Consider the following 23,501-nt stretch of genomic DNA (forward strand, 5'->3'; position numbering starts at 1 on the left):
CGCCCTCCGGTTCGGGGGCGCCGGGTTCGTGTCACAGTTGCGATAAGACACTTGTGTATAGTATAGCGTTCCCGGGTCTTGCGGGAGTCCCCTCCGTGCCTCGCGAAGGGGCAGTCCCGCTCCACTCAGGCTGCCTGGGCCTTGAGATTGAGAGCATCGAGCAACTGCTCCACGGCTTGAAAGCGGTCCTCTTCCTTCTCCATTTCCGCTTCGAAGCGCAGGGTATCGGCTCCATCGAGCCGATATCGCTGCGGTTCCGTCTGGATCATTTTGACCAGCGTCAGCGGATCGACCCGGGTCTGGCTACCGAAAATGACTCGACCGCGTGCGGCGCCGGCCTCCAGGCGCATGATGCCGAGACGCTCGGCGCGCTGGCGCAGTCGGGTCTGGTGCATCAAGGTCTTGACCGCAGACGGCAGCAGGCCGAAACGGTCGATCATCTCAACCTGCAGCTCCTTGAGTTCGGCTTCGTCGGTGGCGCTTGCGATGCGCTTGTACATCACCAGGCGCTGCTGAACGTCGGGCAGGTAGTCGTCGGGGATCAGTGCCGGTAAATTGAGACTGATCTCGACGCCATCGCTGAGCGGGGATTCGATGTTGGGGGTCTTGCCGGCGCGTATGGCGGCCACTGCGCGGTCCAGCATCTCCATGTAGAGGGTGTAGCCGATGGCTTCCATCTGGCCGCTCTGCTCCTCGCCGAGCAGCTCGCCGGCACCGCGAATCTCCATGTCGTGGCTGGCCAGGGTGAAGCCGGCACCGAGGTCTTCGGCGCCGGCAATGGCTTCGAGGCGCTTGACGGCATCCTTGGTAATGACCCGGGGCGGCGGAGCGAGCAGGTAGGCATAGGCCTGGTGGTGGCTCCTGCCCACTCGGCCGCGCAATTGATGCAGCTGGGCCAGGCCGAACTTGTCGGCACGCTCGATGACGATGGTGTTGGCACTGGGAACGTCGATGCCGGTTTCGATGATGGTAGAGCACACCAGCACGTTGTAGCGCTTGTGGTAGAAGTCGGACATGACCCGCTCCAGGGCGCGCTCGGGCAGTTGTCCATGGGCCACCGCCACCCGTGCGTCCGGCACCAAGGTGCGGATCGTGTCGGCAGCGGTCTCGATGGTCCTGACCTCGTTGTGCAGGTAGTAGACCTGGCCGCCGCGCAGGATCTCGCGCAGGATCGCCTCCTTGATGATCGATTCGTCGCGCTGCTGCACGAAGGTTTTCACCGACAGGCGGCGAGCCGGTGGCGTGGCGATGATCGACAGGTCGCGAATGCCGCTCATGGCCATGTTGAGCGTGCGCGGGATCGGCGTGGCGGTGAGGGTGAGGATGTCGACCTCTGCGCGTAGCTCCTTGAGGCGTTCTTTCTGGGAGACGCCGAAACGGTGCTCCTCGTCGATGATGAGCAGCCCCATGTTGGGCAGCTTCATCGACTTCGACAGCAGCTTGTGGGTGCCGATGACGATGTCGGCCTGGCCGTTTTCGATGCGCTTGAGCGAGGCCGCCTGGCCCTTGCCGGCGGTAAAGCGTGAAATCAACTCGATCTGTACTGCAGTATCGGCGAAGCGGTCGCGAAAATTCTCGTAATGCTGGCGCGCGAGCAGGGTGGTGGGCACCAGGACCACCACTTGTCGCCCCGAGTGCACGGCCAGGAACGCCGCGCGCATGGCGACCTCGGTCTTGCCGAAGCCGACATCGCCGCAGACCACGCGATCCATGGGCCTAGGCGCGGTCATGTCACCGATCACCGCATTGATGGCGGCGCGCTGGTCGGGAGTCTCCTCGAACGGGAAGCTGGCGGCGAAGCGAGCGTACTCCTCGTCGGGCGGTGCGCAGGCAAAGCCTTCCCTGGCCTCGCGGCGGGCGTAGACGTCGAGCAATTCGGCGGCGGTGTCGCGGATCTTTTCCGCTGCCTTGCGCCGTGCCTTGTCCCATTGCTCGGAGCCGAGCCGATGCAGCGGGGCGAGTTCGTCATCGACACCGGCGTAACGGGAGATCAGGTGCAGGTTGTCGACCGGTACGTAGAGCTTGGCGCCGTCGGCATACTCCAGGGCGACGAACTCCGCCGCCTGGCCGCCGGCCTCCAGCCGTTCCAGGCCGCGATAGCGTCCGACGCCATGGGTCTGATGTACCACCGGGGCGCCAGGGCGCAACTCGGCAAGGTGGCGAATGGCCAGCTCGCTCATGTCGGTGGCCTTTTCGCGGCGCCGGCTCTGGCGCACCACGTCGCCGAACAGCTCCGACTCGCTGATCACGGCCAGGCCGGGTTGCTCGAGCCATAGCCCGGCGCTGACCTCCCCCTCGGTGAGAGCCATTCGCAGCTCGCCCTGCCGAAAGGCGTCGAATCCGTCCAGATGGGGAAGCTCGAGGTGCAACGGGGCCAGCATCTCCTCCAGCGCTTCGCGGCGGCCTCGAGACTCGGCGACGAACAGCACGCGAGTGTCGCGGTGCTCATCGAGGAATTTCCCCAGCGCTGCCAACGGCTGCTTGGCACGGGCATTGATCGCCACTTCTGGCAGGGGTTGGGCGGCGGCCACGTGGGCATGCGGATGCGCCGCGTCGCTGGTCAACTCCACTCGGGGGTGGCGCTTGATGGCGGCGAACACCTCGGCGACTGGAACGAAGGCGCGGTGCGGCGGCAGGAGCGGCCGGGTAGGATCGACGCCGAGGTTCTCGTAGCGGCTCTCGGTGGCTTCCCAGTGGTGCTCGGCGGCTACGTAGGCGCCGGGCAGTAGCGCCACACGGGTGCCTTCGGCCAAGTGCTCGAACAGTGTCGCCGTCTCTTCGAAGAACAGCGGGAGGTACTGCTCCAGCCCGGGTGAGGGAATGCCCTTGAGGGCATCGACATACAACGGGCATTGGCGCGGGTCGACGTCGAACAGGGTCTCGAAGCCTTCACGGAAGCAGGCGATGGCCGAGCGCGACAGCGAATATTCGTGTGCCGGTAGCAGTTCCACCCGCTCGACCTTGTCCTCGCTGCGCTGGGTGTCGGGGTCGAAGCGCCGCAGGGTATCGATCTCGTCGTCGAACAGGTCGATGCGCAGCGGACTGTCGCTGCCCATCGGATAGAGGTCGATCAGTGCGCCGCGCAGGGCGTACTCGCCGGGCTCGTAGACCGTCTCGACGGCGCGGTAACCGGCACGTGACAGGCTCTCGCGAAAGCCTTCGCGATCCAGCCGCATGCCCACTTCAAGCGTGAGCACGCGCCCCGCGATGTAGTCCACCGGTGGCAGCCGCTGCATCAGGGTATTGATCGACACCAGCACGATGCCGTGCTCTCCGTCCTGGAGCCGGCGCAGGGTGCGCAGTCGTTCCGAGACGATGTCCTGGTGCGGCGAGAAGCTGTCGTAGGGTAGCGTTTCCCAGTCGGGGAAGGGCAGTACCGGTACGCTGGCGAAGAAGCGCAGGTCGCTTTCCAGCCGCTGTGCGTTGGCGGTGTCTGGTGTGATGACCAGCAGCGGTGCGTCGTCGGCCAGGTGAGCCAGCGCCAGGGCAGCCGAACTGCCCGGCGGTGTCTGCCAGTAGAGGGTGTCGCGAATCCCCGTTGGGCGGGGCGGTTCGAGCGGCGAGAATTTGGGCATGGTGTCGTCGGGCGTATTCGTCGGTCGTCGTGTGTGCTGCCGTCAAGGCCGTTCGCACAGGCCTGTGATAGAGACGTCGGGGTAGGTGAGGGATCATACCAGCCCGACGCAATGCTTGTAGTCAAACTGCGATTTCTGTAATCCCCCTACAGCGCCTGCGACTATCCTGCGATTGCCCCAGCGAAGCGCGAACGGGATAATGACGGCGAATTTACGATACCCAGAGAGGCTTCACGTGAGTCAGCAACCCCTCGAGACCGTCTTCCAGGAATGGCACGACAATCAGGCGCTGGCCGAACAGATGATCCCGCTGATCGGCAGCCTTTATCGTCACAACAACGTGGTCACCACCCTTTATGGGCGCTCGCTGTTCAACCGCTCGGTGATCCGGATCCTGAAGGACCACCGTTTCGTCAGGAAGGTTGAGGGCACCGAACTCTCGGTGCAGGATACCCTGCCCCTGGTCCAGGCCATGACCGAGCTCAATCTGGGACCGGCTCATGTCGACGTAGGCAAGCTGGGCGTGGCCTTCAAGAAGCGCGGCGGCGGCGATGCCAAGGCCTTCTTGCGTGAAGAACTCGCCGAGATCGTCGACACTCACGACCCAAGCGGCAGCAACGGGCAGTCCAAGGACGTGGTGCTCTACGGCTTCGGTCGCATCGGCCGCCTGCTGGCGCGGGTGCTGGTGGAGAAGGCCGGCGGCGGCAACCTGTTGCGCCTGCGCGCCATTGTCGTGCGTGGCCGGGGCGATATCGCCAAGGACCTGGAGAAGCGGGCCAGCCTGCTGCGTCGCGATTCGGTCCATGGCCCGTTCGATGGCACCATCAGCGTCGATACCGAGGCGCGCACCATTACCGCCAACGGCAATGTCATCCAGGTCATCTACGCCGACAAGCCCAGCGACATCGACTACACCGCCTACGACATCGACAATGCCGTGGTGGTCGACAATACCGGCATCTGGCGCGATGAGGCAGGCCTGGGCCAGCACCTGGAATGCAAGGGTGTCTCGAAGGCGCTGCTGACCGCGCCGGGCAAGGGTGACATCAAGAACATCGTCTTCGGTATCAACCACGGCGACATCGCGGCGGACGACAATATCCTGTCGGCAGCCTCATGTACGACCAACGCCATCGTGCCGGTGCTCAAGGTGCTCAACGACGAGTATGGCATCGAGTGTGGCCACGTCGAGACGGTGCACGCCTACACCAACGACCAGAACCTGATCGACAACTACCACAAGGGCGATCGCCGCGGGCGCAGTGCGCCGCTCAACATGGTGCTGACCGAGACCGGTGCCGCCAAGGCGGTGGCCAAGGCGTTGCCGGAACTCTCCGGCAAGCTGACCGGCAACGCCATCCGCGTACCGATCCCCAATGTCTCCATGGCGATCCTCAACCTGACCCTGGGGCGCGAGACCGACGCCGAGGCGCTCAACGACTACCTGCGTCGCATGTCGATCGACTCCTCCTACCAGAAGCAGATCGATTACGTCGATTCGCCCGAGGTGGTGTCGTCCGACTTCGTCGGCAACCGCCATGCCGGAATTGTCGATGCCAAGGCGACCATCGCCAGTGGCAAGCAAGCGGTGCTCTACGTGTGGTACGACAACGAGTTCGGCTACAGCTGCCAGGTGGTGCGCATCCTGCAGCATATCTCCAACGTGCATTTCCTGAAGTTGCCCCGCGCTCACGCCTGACCTCGTGCTGCCGGTCATTCCCGACCCGTGGGGTCGGGAATGGCTGATCCAGGTCATCTTCATGCCATTCCGAACGACGCATGCATGCTGTCGGCCCGCTCCGTCAGGGCCTGCCTAGCCCTTGATACAAGCGCCTTTCAACGCCTGTTGAACTCTATCGAAGCCAAGCGTAGAGCGGTTTTATACTCCCTTTTGCGACCTTAGGCCGTGTGGTCTTTGGTCGCGCTTGTCTTTATAATACTGTGGATTTTTTCGGGGTGGTCCGAAGCGCCTTCGGGCCTGACTGGTAACGTACTGACCCAACAAGAATTCGAATCCATTCGAACCCCTTTCCTTCGCATTTCCGATCCATCAACTGGGCGAGACTATGATCGAAGTCAAGAAAGGCCTGGATCTCCCCATCATGGGGACGCCCGAGCCGCGCATCGAGGATGCGCGGCCCGTGCGTCACGTGGCTGTCCTGGGCACCGATTACGTCGGCATGAAGCCGACCATGGAGGTCCGGGAAGGGGACAAGGTGAAACTGGGCCAACTCCTCTTCACCGACAAGAAGAACCCCGGCGTGCGCTTCACGGCGCCGGCTGCCGGCGAAGTCGTCGCCATCAACCGTGGCGAGAAGCGCAAGCTGCTCTCGGTCGTGATCCAGGTCGACGAGAACGAGGACGCGGTCGAGTTCACGGCCCATGGACGCGACAAGCTCGGGTCCCTCGAACGCCAGGTCGTCGTCGATCAACTGGTCGAGTCGGGGCTGTGGACGGCGCTGCGCACGCGCCCCTTCTCACGCAGCCCGGCCATCGACAGCGAGCCGGCTGACATCTTCGTCACGGCCATCGACACGCACCCACTTTGCGCGAATCCTGCCGACATCATCGCCGAGCAGGCCGAAGCCTTCGAAGATGGGCTCAAGGTTCTGTCTAATCTAACCCAGGGCAAGGTCTTCCTGTGTACTGCGCCCGACGCGCGGATTCCTGGTGGCGACGTGGCGGGTGTCCAGGTCGAGACCTTCGGCGGCCCGCATCCGGCCGGCCTGGTCGGTACGCATATCCACTTCCTGTCGCCGGTCGCCTTGCACAAGCGTGTCTGGCATATCGGTTACCAGGACGTGATCGCTTTCGGCAAGCTGTTCGCCGAGGGCCGGCTCGACATGGCGCGGATCGTCGCCGTGGGTGGGCCGCGGGCCGAGAAGCCACGCCTGCTGCGCACGCGGATCGGCGCCAGCACCGAGGAACTGTTGGCGGGAGAAATCCTCCAACCCGAAGATACGCGTGTGATTTCCGGCTCTGTGTTCTCCGGCTTCACCGCGGAAGGCAGCCTGCGCTACCTGGGCCGCTTCCACAACCAGCTCACTCTGCTCGAAGAGGGCAACAAACGCGCTTTCCTGGGCTGGTTGTCGCCGGGCAGCAACCGGCACTCCGTGCTGGGGATCTACCTGTCGAAGTTCAAGGGGCTCACCAATTATGCGCCCAACACCTCTACCAACGGTTCCGAGCGGGCCATGGTGCCGGTAGGTGTCTACGAGGAAGTGATGCCGTTGGACATTCTGCCGACCCAACTGCTGCGCACGCTGATCGTCGGAGACATCGAGGCGGGCATGCAGCTTGGGTGTCTGGAGCTGGATGAAGAGGACCTGGCGCTGTGCACCTACGTGTGCCCGGGCAAGTACGAATACGGTCCCATCCTGCGTGACAACCTCACCATGATCGAGAAAGAGGCCTGATGATGGGTATCCGACAGACACTCGACAATCTCGAACCGCACTTCCACAAGGGTGGCAAGTACGAGAAGTGGTACCCGCTCTTCGAAGCGGTCGACACCATCTTCTACTCTCCGCCCAGCGTGACCAAGACCACGGCCCACGTGCGCGACGGTATCGATCTCAAGCGCATCATGATCACCGTGTGGCTATGTACCTTTCCGGCCATGTTCTTCGGTATGTGGAACGCCGGCTGGCTGGCCAACAGCGCCATCGCCGACGGTTATGCCTCCATGGACGGTTGGCGCGAAGCCATTCTCATGGTGCTTGCCTCCGGTCATGATCCGGACAGCCTGTGGGCCAACTTCGTGCTCGGTGCGACCTACTTCCTGCCGATCTATCTGGTGACCTTCGTGGTCGGTGGCTTCTGGGAAGTGCTGTTTGCCGTCAAGCGTGGCCATGAGGTCAACGAGGGGTTCTTCGTCACCTCCGTGCTGTATGCCCTGGTCCTGCCGGCCACCATTCCGCTGTGGCAGGTGGCGCTGGGCATCACCTTCGGCGTGGTGATAGGCAAGGAAATCTTCGGCGGCACCGGCAAGAACTTCCTCAACCCGGCACTGACCGGCCGTGCCTTCCTGTATTTCGCTTACCCGGCGCAGATTTCGGGCGATGCGGTGTGGGTGGCTGCCGACGGCTACACCGGTGCGACCCCGCTCTCCATCGCCTTCCAGGAGGGCATGGCGGACCTGACCTCGCAGTACAGCTGGTGGGATGCCTTCATCGGTTACCTGCCCGGCTCTGTCGGTGAGGTTTCGACGTTGGCCATCTTCATCGGTGCTGCGGTGCTGCTGTGGACCAAGATCGCTTCCTGGCGAATCATGCTGGGATGTCTGCTCGGCATGGTGGGGACCAGCCTGCTCTTCAATCTGGTCGGCTCCGAGAGCAACCCGATGTTCGCCATGCCCTGGTACTGGCACCTTGTCATCGGCGGCTTCGCCTTCGGCATGGTGTTCATGGCGACCGATCCGGTATCGGCTTCCATGACCAACCCGGGGCGTCTGATCTTCGGCATCCTGATCGGCGTGATGACCGTGCTAATCCGTGTGGTCAACCCGGCGTTTCCTGAGGGGATCATGCTGGCGATCCTGTTCGCCAACCTGTTCGCGCCGCTGATCGATCACTTCTTTGTTCAGGCCAACATCAAGCGCCGTATGCGGCGTGTCGGTGCACCGGTCGAGGAGGGAGTCTGATGGCTCAGAGCAATAACTCCATCAAGAAGATTCTCACGGTGGCGTTCGCACTCTGTATCGTGTGTTCGGTTATCGTGTCGACCGCGGCGGTGGCGCTGCGGCCCAAGCAACAGCTCAATCAGGAGCTTGATCGCAAGACCAACATCCTGAGCGTAGCCAACCTGTACGAGCCGGGCATGGATGTCGAATCGGCATTCGGCGACGTGACTCCGCGCGTCGTGGATATGCGTACCGGTGAATATACCGACGAGTTCGACCCGGAGACCTTCGACCACTTTCAGGCAGCGCGTGATCCGGCTACAGGACGTACTCTGTCGGGCGATCGCGATATTGCCGGCCTGAGCCGTGTCGAGAATTATGCCACCGTCTATCTTGTCGGCGACCCCGAAGATCCGGACCAGATCATCCTGCCGATTCGCGGGCAAGGCCTGTGGGGATTGATGCGCGGTTTCCTGTCGGTGGAAGGTGATGGCAATACGATCGTCGGTATTACCTACTATGACCATAGTGAAACCCCGGGGCTCGGCGCGGAGGTCAACAACCCACGCTGGCAAGCCCAGTGGGAAGGCAAGCAGATCTACTCCGACGAGGCAGAGCTGGCCCCGGCCATCCATCTGACCAAGGGCGGCGCCAACGACGAGACCGAGATCGATGCGCTGTCCGGCGCGACGTTGACCAGCAACGGTGTCACCAACATGCTGCAGTTCTGGTTGAGTCCGGAGGGCTTCGGTACTTACTTGGCGCGCTTCCGTAGCGGAGTCGACCAGGAAGAAGTGCAGGAAGCCGACGTCGAACTCGAAGCTGAAGCTTAAGGAGCCTGAAAATGTCCGCTGTGACTCCCAAGGGCGTCCTGACGACCCCGATCTTCAACAACAACCCCATTGCCTTGCAGGTACTCGGTATCTGCTCGGCGCTGGCGGTAACGACCAGCATGAGCGTTTCGCTGGTCATGGCGCTGGCCGTTATCTCGGTAACGGCCTTCTCCAACCTGTTCGTGTCGCTCATTCGTCACCATATACCGTCCTCGATTCGAATCATCGTGCAGATGACGATCATCGCCTCGCTGGTGATCGTGGTGGACCAGGTGCTCAAGGCGTATGCCTACGAGATGTCCAAACAGCTCTCGGTATTCGTCGGCCTGATCATCACCAACTGTATCGTGATGGGGCGTGCCGAAGGTTTCGCCATGCAGAACTCGCCCGGGCTGTCGTTCCTGGACGGTGTCGGCAACGGGCTGGGCTATGGTGTCATTCTGATGACCGTCGGCTTCGTTCGCGAACTGCTCGGTTCCGGTAGCGTGTTCGGCTTTACCATCCTGCCCACCGTGCAGGATGGCGGCTGGTACGTGCCCAATGGGCTGCTGCTGCTACCGCCGTCGGCGTTCTTCATCATCGGTCTGATCATCTGGGCGCTACGTTCTACTCATCCGGAGCAGGTCGAGGCGAACGAATTCAAGATGAAGGAAAACACCCAACCGAAGGAGGCGGTGTAACATGGAGCACTATATCAGCCTGTTCGTTGCCTCGGTCTTCGTCGAGAACCTGGCATTGGCGTTCTTCCTGGGCATGTGTACCTTCCTGGCGGTTTCCAAGAAGGTCTCGGCAGCCATTGGTCTCGGTATCGCGGTGATCGTGGTGCTGACCATCTCCGTCCCCGTCAATAACGTCATCTACAACGCGCTGCTGGCGGAAGGCGCGCTGACCTGGACCGGTATCGAAGGCGCCGAGAACATCGACCTGTCGTTCCTGGGTCTGCTGTCCTACATCGGCGTTATCGCCGCTCTGGTACAGATCCTCGAGATGTTCCTCGACAAGTACGTACCGGCGCTCTACAACGCCCTGGGCGTGTTCCTGCCGCTGATCACCGTGAACTGTGCCATTCTCGGCGGCGTGCTGTTCATGGTCGAGCGTAACTACGGCTTCGGCGAATCCGTGGTCTATGGCTTGGGGTCCGGCGTCGGCTGGGCACTGGCCATCACCGCGCTGGCGGGGATTCGCGAGAGGCTCAAGTACAGTGACGTGCCGGCCGGCCTGCAGGGCCTGGGCATCACCTTCATCACCGTGGGTCTGATGTCGCTGGGCTTCATGTCCTTCTCGGGCATACAGCTCTGAGCCAGGGCGCGTTTCCGGCGGTGATCGCGCCGCCGGGAAACAGGTTACACAGCAAATAGGAAACCGACATGGTTGGAACATCTATCATCTTGCTCGGTGTGTTCATGTTCACCGTGGTCGTCATCGGCCTCGTCGTGGTGATCCTGGCAGCCCGCAGCAAGCTCGTCAGTACCGGCGACGTTTCCATCGAGATCAACGGCGACCCGGAACACACCATTACCACCCAGGCGGGTGGCAAGCTGCTCAATACCCTGGCGGCCAACGGCATCTTCCTCTCTTCCGCCTGTGGCGGCGGCGGCTCTTGTGCTCAGTGCAAGTGCCGGGTTGAGGAGGGCGGCGGCTCCATCCTGCCCACCGAGGAGTCCCACTTCACCCTGCGTGAGAAGAAGGAGGGTTGGCGTCTCTCCTGCCAGGTGCCGGTGAAGCAGGACATGAAGATCGAGGTGCCCGAAGAAGTTTTCGGCGTCAAGAAGTGGGAGTGCGAGGTCATCGCCAACCCCAACGTGGCGACCTTCATCAAGGAGCTCAACCTCAAGCTGCCCGAGGGCGAGGAAGTGGCCTTCCGCGCCGGCGGCTATGTCCAGCTGGTGGCACCGCCCTACGACATCAAGTTCTCCGACTTCGACATCGAAGAGGAGTATCGCGGCGACTGGGAAAAGTTCGACCTGTTCAAGCTTTCCCACAAGAACACCGAGGAAGTCATTCGCGCCTACTCCATGGCGAACTATCCCGAAGAGAAAGGCATCCTCAAGTTCAATATCCGTATCGCCACACCGCCTCCCGGCACCAACCATCCGCCAGGCCTGATGTCGACCTACGTCTTCAGTCTGAAGTCGGGCGACAAGGTGACGGTGATGGGGCCCTTCGGCGAGTTCTTCGCCAAGGACACCGATGCCGAGATGGTCTTCGTCGGCGGTGGCGCGGGCATGGCGCCGATGCGCAGCCATATCTTCGACCAGCTCAAGCGTCTTGATTCCAAGCGCAAGATCACCTTCTGGTATGGTGCTCGTTCCTGGCGCGAGACCTTCTACAACGACGAGTACGACAAGCTGGCCGAGGAGCACTCCAACTTCGAGTGGCACCTGGCTCTCTCCGACCCACAGCCCGAAGACAACTGGACTGGGCCGACCGGGTTCATCCACAACGTGCTGTACGAGAACTACCTCAAGGACCATCCGGCTCCCGAGGATTGTGAGTACTACATGTGTGGGCCGCCCATGATGAACGCATCCGTCATCAAGATGCTGCTCGACCTGGGCGTCGAACCCGAGAACATTCTGCTGGACGACTTTGGCGGATGATCCCCTTCGCCCTAGGGCGACTCTCCGGGCTGGCTCCCAGTGGGCCGGCCCGGCTCCTTCTAGCGCTGTTGGCGGCCGTGGCTCTCAGCGCTTGCCGTGACCACAGCAACGAGCATCTCATCCAGGGCACGGCTCTGGGAACGGGATACCACATCACCCTGTATGCCGACCTGGATCAGGAGCAGGTCGCTGAACTCGAAGCCGGCATACAAGGTGAACTGGCAACTCTCGAACGGCAGCGAGACGGGCTCCTTCGCGCGCTGGATGCCGCCTTTGGACGGTTCTGGCTACCCTCGTCAAAGCTTCGGCATGAAGCGGATCGTGTGGCGCATTCGCTGGCCGTCGATCGCTTGGCGCTATGGCTCGGCGAGAATCGTTTCGCCGCCGTGATGGTCGAGGTCGGGGGCGTGATGCGCGGCCTGGGTGTGCCACCCACGGGTGGCTGGCGCCTGTCGCTTGAGCAGGCCGGGCTGTCCGCGCCGGATGGGGCCCGACACGTGCGTCTTGAGAATGCCGCGCTGGTGCACCGCTTCGCACGCCAGGATGTGGTTCCACTGGTCACGTTGGCGACTCCGCTGGCAGTGAGTGTCGTCGCGCCAAGTGCCAGCGAGGCCATGCGGCAGGCAACGCAGCTGCTGCATGCCAATCCAGAGGACGCGGTGTTACTGGCCGAGGCCATGGATAGTGCTGCCAGGGTTGTTGTCAAGACACCACAGGGTATCGAAATCCATCATACCGCGGCTCTCGAGCCCTGGCTCGAGCCCTAGCCGCCTGGGAGGTAACCCAATGACCACTTTTCTCGTCGTACTGGGCTTCATGCTGTTGATCATGGCGGCCATGGCCATCGGCGTGATCATGGGGCGTAAGCCCATCGCCGGATCCTGTGGCGGACTCAACAAGTTGGGCCTCAAGGAAGGCTGTGACATCTGCGGGGGCAAGGACGAGATATGCGAGGAGGAGAACCGCAAGCGCAAGGGCGACCCGGTCAGTGCGCGTCGTTCGAGCGATGAGAGTCGTGGTGCCGACCTGGGCTATGACGCCACCCGCCGCTAGGCCCTGCAATGTCTTGCGCATAATGCCGTGCCGCAGGTATAGCCCTGGGAGCCGAAAACCAACATCGACAAGGGAAAGGAGACGCAAGAGCCCATGGCAGTCCATAACTACGACGTGGTGGTGATCGGTACCGGGCCCGCCGGAGAAAGCGCCGCCATCAACGCCGCCAAGCACGGCAAGCGGGTTGCTGTCGTGGAGAAGCAGCCGGTCCTGGGGGGCAATTGCACCCACTGGGGCACCATTCCCTCCAAGGCGCTGCGGCACCAAGTCAAGCAGATCATGCAGTTCAATACCAACCGCATGTTCCGCGACATCGGCGAACCGCGCTGGTTCTCCTTTCCCAGGGTCATGGAGCGTTCGCGTATCACTATCGACCAGCAGGTCGAGATGCGCACCAAGTTCTACGCTCGCAATCGCATTGACCTCTATAGCGGTGTGGCACGCTTCAAGGACGAGCATACCCTGCTGGTGCGTGACCGGCAGGAGGCGCTGGAGGAACTGGTCGCGCAGACAATCGTCATTGCCACGGGCTCGCGTCCCTATCGTCCCGCCGACATCAATTTCCGCCACCCACGAATCTACGATTCGGACACCATACTCAGCCTATCGCATACGCCGCGTACGCTGGTTATCTTCGGTGCGGGCGTTATTGGCTGTGAGTATGCGTCGATCTTTTCGGGGCTCGGGGTCAAGGTCGATTTGATCAACAATCGGGATAGCCTGCTCTCCTTTCTCGACGACGAAATCTCCGATGCGCTCTCCTACCACCTGCGCAAGCATGGCGTGCTGATCCGCCACAACGAAGAGTACGAGCGTGTCGAGGGCGACGAATCGGGTGTCGTGGTCTATCTCAAGTCCGGCAAGAAGTTACGTGCCGATGCCTTCCTGTGGGCCAACGGACGGACCGGTAATACCGACGAGCTGGGCCTGGAGAATATCGGGCTGGAAGCCAACGGCCGCGGCCAGCTACAGGTCGACGACCATTACCGTACCGCTATCCGCCATATCTACGCCGCAGGTGATGTCATTGGGTGGCCGAGCCTGGCGAGTGCCGCCTACGACCAGGGGCTCAATGCCTGCGATGAATTGCTCGAACGGGACTACCGCTTCGTCAACGAGGTGCCGACGGGTATCTACACCATCCCCGAAATCAGTTCCTTCGGTCGGACCGAGCGAGAACTCACTGAAGCCAAGATACCCTACGAGGTAGGCCAGGCCTTCTTCAAGGACACTGCCCGCGCCCAGATCACCGGCGACACGGTGGGCATGCTCAAGATCCTGTTCCATCAGGACACTTTGGAGATCTACGGCATCCACTGCTTCGGCGATCAGGCCTCGGAGATTGTCCATATCGGCCAGGCGATCATGCAGCAGAAGGGCGAGGCTAATACCCTCAAGTACTTCGTCAACACTACCTTCAACTACCCCACCATGGCCGAGGCCTACCGGGTAGCGGCCCAGAACGGGTTGAATCGGGTGTTCTGAGCCGCACGTCCTTTCATTAATTCCATCCCTATTTAACCGAGTAAACTGCTCTCATAAGAGGGCAGTTTTTTTTCGTCTCCAGTTTTACTGCGAGTGCCTTCACTGTGTTTCGGAACAATCCTCACTAGTATAAAAGTACCAGATTTTTAATAAGGTCAGAAAAACCCTTCCGATAGGATGACGCCAGCTTAGCGCCGAGTATGGCAAAAACCAACTACGCAAATGGCAAGTACGTTTAGTAACATTCTGTAGGAAAATATAACAAAGCAAGTGATCCATAGGAACGGAAAGGGAGGTCCACCATGAACTCCTCTGGCGGTAGCGTGGCCTGTGATAATCCACCCTGAAAATTAATCCTTGAAAATTCTGAATGGAGATCGAAATCACACATTATTATTTTAGATAAGTTGCTAAGTCGCATCGAGGATACAATGACGACTCACTACAGGCCTGAGATAGATGGGCTAAGAGCCGTGGCCGTTATACCTGTTATATTGTTTCATGCTGGCTTCGAAACTTTTAGCGGAGGGTATGTCGGAGTTGATATTTTTTTCGTCATAAGTGGATATTTAATTACTGGGATTATTTACAATGAAATAGTCGAAGGAAAGTTCTCAATTGCGAATTTCTACGAGCGGCGGGCGAGACGAATTCTTCCGGCGCTGTTTTTTGTCAGCATAGTTTGCATGGCTGTGGCATGGGTGTGGATGCTGCCGGAAGAGTTCGCGAGTCTGAGCCAGAGCTTGATAGCAGTAAATTTGTTCATCTCTAATATTCATTTCTGGCAGGATATGGATTACTTCGCCGGACCAGCAGAGATGAAGCCCTTTCTGCATACTTGGAGCCTGGCCGTGGAGGAACAGTTCTATCTGTTCTTTCCACTGTTCATGCTATTGGTAGGCTGGGTCAAAAAATGGCTGCTTATAGTAATTCTTACTCTATGCTTCCTCGTCAGTCTTGCCTTATCGGAGTACGCTTCCACTCATCATCCTTCAGCCAACTTCTATCTGCTACCGACCCGCGCCTGGGAACTTGTGGCTGGAGGAATCATTGCAGTCTTTTTGCATCGACACAGAGTTCAGCCTCCCCTCTGGGTGAGCAACGTGGGAGGAGTGGTTGGGGTAGTAATGCTCCTGTATGCGATATTGGTATTCGATCAGAGTATTCCTTTTCCCGGTATGTGGGCACTGATACCCGTTCTTGGAACCACTCTCGTGATACTTTTCGCCGGCGAAAGAGACATTACAGGAAAAGTCTTGTCCTTCAAGCCCATGGTAGGAATCGGTCTAATCAGCTACAGCGCCTATCTCTGGCACCAGCCGGTGTTCGCCTTCGCTAGAGAGCGTAGCTTCGGGCCCATCTCCAATATCGACTTCATCCTGTTGAGCATACTCTCCCTGCTTTTGGCATGGTTTTCCTGGCACTATGTCGAACTACCGTTCAGGAATCGCAAGAAATACACTCGGCCCCAAATCTTCAAGGCGGCTTTGGCAATGTCGTGTCTGATGATAGGTGTGGGTTCCTATGGCTATTACTCACAAGGTATCCCCTGGCGTTTTGACGGGGAGCTTGAGAATCTAGTGATGGTGCGTTCACAGAAAAACATTAACGCAAACTGTCAGAGCACGCCGGGAAACCTGATACCGCTCGAAGAGACCTGTGTGTACAACGAGAGCGGAGATAAGACGGTAGTCATATGGGGTGATAGCCAGGCGACGCCGCTAGTCGGACCGGTAGCCGAACGAGTCGATGCGCTTGGCATGAAGGTGAGACAATTCATTTACACAAATTGTTTGCCAATTGCGGGCTATACCAGAAGCGACGAACCGGAATGTGGCCGCCATAACGAGCAAGTGCTGGAGTACGTTCTGGAAGATGATAGTGTCGAGTTGGTCATCATGCTGGGTAGATATCCGCTTCAATTCGAAGGCGTCTCTTTCGATAACGGGGAAGGGGGAATAGAGCACGATGAGGCCGTGCGTGCCGTACCCATGAATCGCCTCGACATGGCTGATGACAAACTCCGCGTTGACGAGGTTGGCTCACTGCTTCAGGAAACAGTCCAGAGGATGGTTAGCGCCGGCAAGCGGGTCATTCTGCTCTATCCGGTACCTGAGGTGGGCTGGGATGTGCCTTATTTGCTGGTCAAGGAAAGAATATTCGGTATCAAACGATTTGCCCCACTTTCGACCAGTTACGACGTTTTTAAGCAGCGTACTGCATCGGCTTACGAGCAAATGTCAAGAGTCGTGGAGCACGATAATCTAATAAAGATCGAGCCGGCCAGGCTGTTTTGCGATACCTACCTGCCCAGTCGTTGCGCTACCCAGGTCGAAGATGAACTTCTCTATTACGACAATAATCATTTGAGCGTTTCCGGTGCTTCGATGCTGACATCGCAGATATTTGATGAAATGAAAAATAAGGGCTGGGTAAGTGAAGAAGAGCTCAAGTTGAGCATGCTGGGAGGTGGTTCTACTGGTGGTGCCATGCAACAAGACGATTCTGAATATGTGCAACGGGAGGCGGGGCAATGAGAATATTGATCCTGGGAAACATGGGATATGTTGGACCTGAAGTCACCAAGGAGCTGAAGCGAAGGCATCCTGAGTCTGTGTTGCATGGTTATGACAATGCTTACTTCGCACATTGCCTGACGGGCGTAGACCGAAGTCCTGAAATTTATCTGGAAAGGCAATATTACGGGGATATTCGCCATCTTCCAGAAGGCATGCTGGAAGGCTATGACGCTGTGGTGCAGCTTGCCGCCGTTTCCAACGATCCCATGGGTAATCGCTTCGAGACGGTTACTCAGGAGATCAACCAAGAAGCCACAGTAAGGGCTGCCAGGCAGGCGGCTCAGGCCGGAGTGAGGCATTTTGTCTTCGCGTCGAGCTGCAGTGTCTACGGCCTAGCGAGTGGCGAGCCCCGCAAGGAGGCAGACCCGCTCGCGCCGATGACTGCTTATGCCAGGTCCAAGATCGGCTCGGAGGATGCGCTTGCAGCTATCGAAGGAGACATGATCATAACCAGCCTGAGGTTTGCTACCGCCTGTGGTATGTCGGCACGCCTTCGCCTGGACCTGGTTCTGAATGACTTTGTGGCCTGCGCTCTGTCACAGAAAAAGATCACCGTACTCAGCGATGGAACCCCTTGGCGTCCCCTAATCGATGTCAGCGACATGGGGAGAGCGATCGACTGGGCCATTCAACGGCAGGCAAGCAATGGGGGGCGCATTCTCAGCGTCAATACCGGCTCAAACCGTCGAAACCATCAAGTGCGAGAACTGGCAGAAGCCGTCGCTGATGCAATTCCAGGAACGAGCGTGCATATCAACGAAAAAGAAGCAGTCGATAGCCGATCATACAAGGTAGATTTTAGCCTCTACGAGAAGCTTGCTCCGGAGCATCAGCCATTGATGACTCTCAAGGATTCAATCCAAGGATTAGTGGCGGGATTGTCTCGCATGAAATTCTCGGATGCGAGATTCAGGGATTCGCACCTGATGCGATTAAAAATCTTGCAAGATCATGTTGAGCAAGGGCGACTGACAGCGAGTTTAATGTGGGCAGAGAAATAGAAAATTGGTATCAACATAAATTATAAGAAATAGTTTAGTTTCTAAAGGGAGAGATATCATGAAAGTTGTGATTCTTGCTGGTGGTTTTGGAACTCGCCTGAGTGAAGAGACATCTATTCGTCCCAAGCCAATGGTGGAAGTGGGGGGGCGGCCCATACTTTGGCACATCATGAAAATTTATTCACATTACGGCTTGAAGGACTTTGTAATACTAGGCGGTTACAAGGTCGAATATATTCGTAATTATTTCCTTAATTATCGCGGCAGGCAGACAGACTACACGATCGATCTCAAAACGGGGCGAGTCGAATGGCTGAACGGTGTCAACGAAGACTGGAATGTGACGGTCCTCGACACCGGAGCGGAATCGCTAACGGGTGGAAGGATAAAGCGAGCTAAGCATCTCATCGATAATGAACCCTTCTGTTTGACATATGGTGACGGTGTAAGTGATGTGGATATAGGAAAACTGATCGAAAGCCATAAGCAATCAGGGTGCTGGTGCACGCTCACTGCTGTTACACAGCCGGGACGCTATGGTGCACTCAGGTTGGACGAGGATAGCAGCCACGTCATGGCATTCCGGGAAAAGGGAGCCGTAGACGGAGGTTTGATCAATGGCGGCTTTTTTGTGTGCGAGCCCCAAGTATTGGACCTGATCGACGATGACCGTACGACTTGGGAGAACGAGCCCATGGAGCGCATGGTACAGATGGGCAAGCTGGGTTACTACCATCATGAGGGCTACTGGCAGAGCATGGATTCGCTGCGTGACAAGATGGTGCTCGAGACAGCCTGGGCCGATACTCCACCATGGAAAGTTTGGAAAGATTGAGCCGACAGCGTTCAAATTTTTTCTACCAGCCGGGAAGCAAAAAAGCGATGATCATCGTAGATACGGCATTAGCCAAGCGAGAAGCGGAGAATAAACCGATACGTGTGGGTATGATCGGAGCGGGTTTCCAGGGCAAGGGCATCGGCTTACAGATCATGACCGCAACACCTGGCATGACCCTTTGCGCCATCGCAAATCGCCATCTTGAATCGGCCATTACGGTGTTTGAGCAGATAGGGATTGCACCAGAGCGATGCGATACGACAGTGGAGATCGAATCGGCAATCGCCAGGGGGCTGCCCGTGGTTACGGAAGATGCCCGCGCTATGGCCGCTTCTGACGGTCTGGATGCCATCATTGAGGTCACGGGTTCTATCGAATATGCGGCAGAGGCGATATTGACAGCCATCTCCAGCGGCAAACACGTCATCCAGATGAATGCGGAACTCGATGGAACGATCGGTCCCATCCTGAAGCGCAAGGCGGAACAAGCTGGGCTAATCTATACTTTTTCGGATGGTGACCAACCGGGTGTGCAGATGAACCTGCTTCGGTTCGCCGAAGGTTTGGGAATCAAACCTGTACTCAGCGGCAACATCAAGGGATTGCATGATCCCTACCGGAACCCAGAAACACAGCGCGCATTTGCGGAGCGATGGGGTCAAAAGCCCGCCATGGTGGCTTCTTTCGCTGATGGTACGAAGATCTCATTCGAGCAGGCGATTGTGGCAAATGGTACGGGAATGCAAGTTGCCCGCCGCGGCATGCTTGGCCCCGATTTCTCGAACGGCGACCCCGGCTCACCACTGGTACCCATCGAGGAAGTGCTATCCAGCTTCGAGCCTTATCTGGATGCTTCAGGACCTGGACTCGTCGACTACGTGGTGGGAGCCCGGCCGGGCCCTGGCGTCTTCGTTATCGGCACCGTGACAGATCCGCGCAAGCAGCACTACCTTGAACTCTACAAACTGGGAAAGGGCCCATATTACTGCTTCTATACACCCTATCATCTTTGTCATTTTGAAGTGCCGACCTCGGTCGCACGAGCCGTGTTGTTCAACGATCCTGTGTTAACCCCTCGCGGAGCCCCGATGGTTGGCGTCGTAGCCATGGCGAAGAAAGACCTCCAAGAGGGGACAATTATTCGTGAGTTTGGCGGCTTTGAAGTATACGGAGTTGCCGAGAACATTGAGGTTATTCGTAGAGAGAGGCTTTTGCCCGTTGGTCTGGCGCTCGATTGCGTCGTGGAAAAGCACGTCGCAAAGGATGCGCCTCTGACTTTCGATGATGTCCGGTTTCCTGAGGGACGCCTGGTTGATCAGCTGTATCGGGCGCAGGAAGACGTTTTCTTTGAGAAAATCGAGGAATAGGGGACCAAGTATGCAGTTCATCCAGACAGATCTCAAGGATGCCTACCTGGTGGAGCTTGAGCCTCGGGGTGATGACAGAGGCTTCTTTGCAAGAACCATGTGTAGAGAGGAATTCTCAACGATAGGAATTAACAACAATTTCGTTCAACAAAATACCTCCTTCTCGGCTCAGCGCGGCACCCTTCGCGGCCTACACTTTCAGAAGGCCCCGAATGGAGAGGATAAACTGATTCGCTGCATCCGCGGTGCCATTATTGACGTCATTGTCGATATTCGACAGGACTCGCCAACTTATATGCAGCATCAGATGTTCGAACTCACCAGCAGAAACAGGCTGCAACTTTTAGTACCTAAGGGATTTGCCCACTCTTTTATGACATTGGAAGATGACGTAGAAGTCAGTTATCTAGTGACAGCACCCTATACACCGTCATCTGAAGATGGGTTACGATACGATGACGTGGCCCTCGGCATCGAATGGCCTATGCCAGCTTCGGTAATATCCGCTAAGGATGCTAGTTGGCCACTGATTAGCGAACGCTCATCTCGACTTTATTGAGATTAAATATATTAAAAGCGATGACGCAGGGAGAAGAAAATGAAAAACAAGGTGATCGGCGTTATCCTTACTTACAATCGAAAGGAACTTCTCAAACGCTGCCTCAAGGCGGTTCACTCCCAGACCCGTCCATGTGACATGGTTCTGGTGATAAATAACGCAAGCGCCGATGGAACGCTTGAATACCTGACAAGTGGTAAGTATCCGAACATAAAAGTTTATACGATGAAAAATAATGTTGGCGCAGCCGGTGGTTTCAATGCTGGATTTCGATTGGCCTACGATAACGGAGCAGACTATGTATGGATGATGGACGATGACGTTATCCCGAATTCGGAGGCCTTGGAGAAATTACTGCAGGCCGACGAATTCTTAGATAATAAGGGGATGAAAAGAAGCTACCTTCTCTCAACCGCCTATACCGAGCATGGCCAAGTGTGTAATACTCCTCAAGTTAGTAATGCGAGGAATGAGGCAGGGTATTTCGATTGGCCTGAACAATTAGAACAAGGTTTAGTGGCGATCGGAAGTGGTACGTTCGTCTCGATCTTGGTGCCACGATCGACTTTGGAAAAATACGGCCTTCCCATTTCGTCGATGTACATCTGGGGAGAGGATGCGGAGTTCACCTTGCGAATCACCCAAGAGCAGCCAGGATATCTAGTTGGTAATAGCCACGTAGTTCATTTACGGCATGGCGGTGGAACGATTAGTATCGTCGCCGAGTCCAATCCAACGCGAATCAGCTATTATAAAAACTTCATAAGGAATAATTTGTACACTTCCAAGGTTTATAAAACCAGGCGCAGAACGATATCGATATTATTTAATAATGTGCTTCTGGTTTTAAAAATGCTCGCAAGAAGAGAAAATCACAAGGCATGGGTCATCACGCTCGGGTTAGCTCAAAGCTTTTGGTATAAACCCAAGGTGGACTATGTAAATAGCACGTACGATTATTCATGCGTTAGCGTTTCCTTTCCCAAGTCGGATCTTGCCGATACGGAAGATAAAACAAAAATGACATGCAGTGGAATTTATCAGCAGGGATATGCGCGTTCAATATAAAAGCTACTGCCAGGTAAGCATAGTGGAGAAGGATAGATTGTGGCCGGGAATATTCTAGTTTCTTGAGTTTAATCGATCTCGTTGTGTTCGGCATAAGGAATATAGCATGCTAAGGAAACTAAAGGACCTATACATTTTGCTGACCAGGGAGCAGCGTATAAAACTCTTGAAGCTGCAAGGCCTTATCATCGTAATGTCCTTTGCTGAGATAGCAGGCGTCATGTCGATTGGCCCGTTCATGGCGTTGGTAGGTGACATGACAATACTGGAAGAATCCCAAGGCATTGCCTCGATGCTGTATCGTATGAGTGGTATTGAAACTCCTAGCGATTTTCTTTTCTGGCTGGGCATTATGGTTTTAATGGTGCTGGCAGCAGCCTCCTTCATATCGATGTATACGGTTTGGCGGTTGTCGCTATATGGCGCAAAAGTAGGCGCAGAGTTGGGAAATAGACTTTATCGGTACTACATGTTCCAACCATGGTTATATCACGCCACTACCAGTAGCAGCCACCTTACTAAGCAGATTTCTCAAGAAACCTTGCGGATGACGAATTTTGTCATTAGTCCTTTGCTGCACTTGAATGCCAAGCTTGTCATGGCTTTTTTAATGAGCATAGTGATTTTTATCTATGACCCGATGGTAGCGTTAATCGGAATCTCGATCTTCGTGGCTTCCTACTATCTTCTTTTCGTCACAGTGCGCCGGCGGCTCGTCAAAAACGGTAAGGCAATTTCCGAAACCCAATCAGAGCGCTTCAAACTGATGGCGGAGGGTTTTGGTGGCATCAAGGACGCGCTACTGTTGGGCAACCAAAAAACCTTCATCGAGCGGTTCGAGAAGCCTAGCATGCAATTTGCAAAAGCGGCTGGCAGCAATCAGGCCATCAGTCAGGTGCCACGCTACGCAATGGAGCTCGTCGCCTTTTCCAGTGTGATTTTTTTAGTTTTGTACTTACTGGCTACCCATAACGGCAATCTGGGAGCCATTTTGCCCATACTTTCGATATATGCAATGGCCGGCTTCAAGTTGTTACCAGCGCTGCAGAAGGTGTACTCCTGTTTATCGCAGATACGAGGTAACCTTGCTTCCTTCGAAGCGGTGAGAGACGACCTTTATAATAGTTCTGAACCAAGAGGGAAGGAACCGAGCTTGGCGGTGAGAAATAATATAGTCGGAAATATCACCCCTAAAGACGTCATTCGACTGGATAATATTGTGTTCAGTTATCCCGGTTCACGGGAATTCGCACTTAACGGTGTTAGCATGGAAGTCCCGGCCAATCGTATGATTGGCATAGTAGGCGCCTCGGGATCGGGGAAATCTACGATAATTGATATATTACTTGGGCTCATTGATCCGGATCAGGGCGAAATCAGCATCGACGGCGTTCGTATCGAAACACATAATAAGCGGCAATGGCAGAATACACTGGGATTCGTGCCACAAAGTATCTTTCTTGCGGATACCAGTATCCGAGAGAACATTGCTTTTGGCGTAGAGCCGGGAAAAATTGACGAAGAAAAATTAATACGTGCCGCCGGTATGGCAAATCTCCACGAGCTCCTCGAAGAGCTGCCCAATGGGCTAGATACTTGCGTAGGTGAAAGGGGGGTTCAACTTTCAGGCGGGCAACGCCAGCGCATTGGCATCGCCCGCGCTCTGTATCACGATGCCAAAGTGCTTATTCTGGATGAAGCAACCAGTGCTCTGGATGGAATTACAGAAAAACTTATCATGGAAGCCATCCACGACATTATGGGGAAGAAGACCATTATAATGATTGCACATCGGCTCGCAACGGTTCGTCAGTGCAACCGAATCTACCTGATGAAAGAGGGGAGGGTGATTGATTCGGGGAGCTATAGTGAGCTGTCCAGCCGCAATGAAATCTTTCAGCGCATGGCGGCGCATAGCTGAA

General features: G+C 57.0%; 18 protein-coding genes. 17 read left to right on the forward strand and 1 reads right to left on the reverse strand.

Annotation, left to right across the window (positions count from 1 at the left end):
* Positions 1–125: 125 nt before the first annotated feature.
* Positions 126–3,575, reverse strand: coding sequence for a transcription-repair coupling factor (mfd, locus tag ACRWQA_RS08070; protein WP_434230244.1), 3,450 nt, complete (start codon positions 3,573–3,575; stop codon positions 126–128).
* 235 nt (positions 3,576–3,810) lie between these two features.
* Between mfd and ACRWQA_RS08075 the strand changes: the two genes are divergently transcribed.
* From ACRWQA_RS08075 to ACRWQA_RS08155, 17 genes are all read left to right on the forward strand, one after another.
* Positions 3,811–5,274: a glyceraldehyde-3-phosphate dehydrogenase gene (locus ACRWQA_RS08075; RefSeq protein WP_263580338.1), complete on the forward strand. Its 1,464-nt coding sequence runs from the start codon at positions 3,811–3,813 to the stop codon at positions 5,272–5,274.
* A 367-nt stretch (positions 5,275–5,641) separates the two neighbouring features.
* Positions 5,642–6,991, forward strand: a complete 1,350-nt coding sequence (locus tag ACRWQA_RS08080) for a Na(+)-translocating NADH-quinone reductase subunit A (RefSeq protein WP_263580337.1) — start codon at positions 5,642–5,644, stop codon at positions 6,989–6,991.
* Positions 6,991–8,217, forward strand: a complete 1,227-nt coding sequence (locus ACRWQA_RS08085; protein WP_434230248.1) for an NADH:ubiquinone reductase (Na(+)-transporting) subunit B — start codon at positions 6,991–6,993, stop codon at positions 8,215–8,217. Before ACRWQA_RS08080 ends, ACRWQA_RS08085 begins: the two co-directional genes overlap by 1 nt.
* Positions 8,217–9,029, forward strand: coding sequence for a Na(+)-translocating NADH-quinone reductase subunit C (locus ACRWQA_RS08090; RefSeq protein WP_263580335.1), 813 nt, complete (start codon positions 8,217–8,219; stop codon positions 9,027–9,029). Before ACRWQA_RS08085 ends, ACRWQA_RS08090 begins: the two co-directional genes overlap by 1 nt.
* 11 nt (positions 9,030–9,040) lie before the next feature.
* Positions 9,041–9,709 carry an NADH:ubiquinone reductase (Na(+)-transporting) subunit D gene (locus ACRWQA_RS08095; protein WP_263580334.1) on the forward strand — a complete coding sequence of 223 codons (669 nt, stop codon included), beginning with the start codon at positions 9,041–9,043 and terminating at the stop codon, positions 9,707–9,709.
* 1 nt (position 9,710) lies between these two features.
* Positions 9,711–10,328 (forward strand): NADH:ubiquinone reductase (Na(+)-transporting) subunit E, encoded by a 618-nt coding sequence (gene nqrE / locus ACRWQA_RS08100; protein ID WP_104201866.1) that lies wholly within the window; start codon positions 9,711–9,713, stop codon positions 10,326–10,328.
* A gap of 68 nt (positions 10,329–10,396) precedes the next feature.
* Entirely contained in the window at positions 10,397–11,629 is a 1,233-nt protein-coding gene (gene nqrF, locus ACRWQA_RS08105) for an NADH:ubiquinone reductase (Na(+)-transporting) subunit F (RefSeq protein WP_263580333.1), read from the forward strand.
* Positions 11,626–12,396, forward strand: a complete 771-nt coding sequence (locus ACRWQA_RS08110; protein ID WP_434230253.1) for a hypothetical protein — start codon at positions 11,626–11,628, stop codon at positions 12,394–12,396. The genes nqrF and ACRWQA_RS08110 overlap by 4 nt, the downstream gene beginning before the upstream one ends.
* A gap of 19 nt (positions 12,397–12,415) precedes the next feature.
* Positions 12,416–12,682, forward strand: coding sequence for a (Na+)-NQR maturation NqrM (gene nqrM / locus ACRWQA_RS08115; protein WP_263580331.1), 267 nt, complete (start codon positions 12,416–12,418; stop codon positions 12,680–12,682).
* A gap of 93 nt (positions 12,683–12,775) precedes the next feature.
* Positions 12,776–14,167 carry a Si-specific NAD(P)(+) transhydrogenase gene (gene sthA / locus ACRWQA_RS08120; RefSeq protein ID WP_263580330.1) on the forward strand — a complete coding sequence of 464 codons (1,392 nt, stop codon included), beginning with the start codon at positions 12,776–12,778 and terminating at the stop codon, positions 14,165–14,167.
* 431 nt (positions 14,168–14,598) lie between these two features.
* Complete coding sequence (locus ACRWQA_RS08125; RefSeq protein ID WP_434230256.1) at positions 14,599–16,704, forward strand: acyltransferase family protein; 2,106 nt, start codon at positions 14,599–14,601, stop codon at positions 16,702–16,704.
* On the forward strand, positions 16,701–17,747 hold the full coding sequence (locus ACRWQA_RS08130; protein ID WP_434230259.1) for an NAD-dependent epimerase/dehydratase family protein: 1,047 nt from the start codon (positions 16,701–16,703) through the stop codon (positions 17,745–17,747). Before ACRWQA_RS08125 ends, ACRWQA_RS08130 begins: the two co-directional genes overlap by 4 nt.
* 58 nt (positions 17,748–17,805) lie before the next feature.
* Positions 17,806–18,582, forward strand: coding sequence for a glucose-1-phosphate cytidylyltransferase (gene rfbF, locus ACRWQA_RS08135; protein WP_263580327.1), 777 nt, complete (start codon positions 17,806–17,808; stop codon positions 18,580–18,582).
* Entirely contained in the window at positions 18,561–19,952 is a 1,392-nt protein-coding gene (locus ACRWQA_RS08140) for an NAD(P)H-dependent oxidoreductase (protein ID WP_446326262.1), read from the forward strand. The genes rfbF and ACRWQA_RS08140 overlap by 22 nt, the downstream gene beginning before the upstream one ends.
* A gap of 10 nt (positions 19,953–19,962) precedes the next feature.
* Complete coding sequence (gene rfbC, locus ACRWQA_RS08145; protein ID WP_263580325.1) at positions 19,963–20,511, forward strand: dTDP-4-dehydrorhamnose 3,5-epimerase; 549 nt, start codon at positions 19,963–19,965, stop codon at positions 20,509–20,511.
* A 39-nt stretch (positions 20,512–20,550) separates the two neighbouring features.
* The gene (locus ACRWQA_RS08150) at positions 20,551–21,579 is read left to right on the forward strand and encodes a glycosyltransferase family 2 protein (RefSeq protein ID WP_434229120.1); all 1,029 of its coding nucleotides are present in this window, start codon (positions 20,551–20,553) and stop codon (positions 21,577–21,579) included.
* Between the two features lie 106 nt (positions 21,580–21,685).
* Complete coding sequence (locus ACRWQA_RS08155; RefSeq protein ID WP_434229123.1) at positions 21,686–23,500, forward strand: ABC transporter ATP-binding protein; 1,815 nt, start codon at positions 21,686–21,688, stop codon at positions 23,498–23,500.
* Position 23,501 lies beyond the last annotated feature (1 nt).

The organism is Billgrantia sp. C5P2, assembly GCF_051062895.2.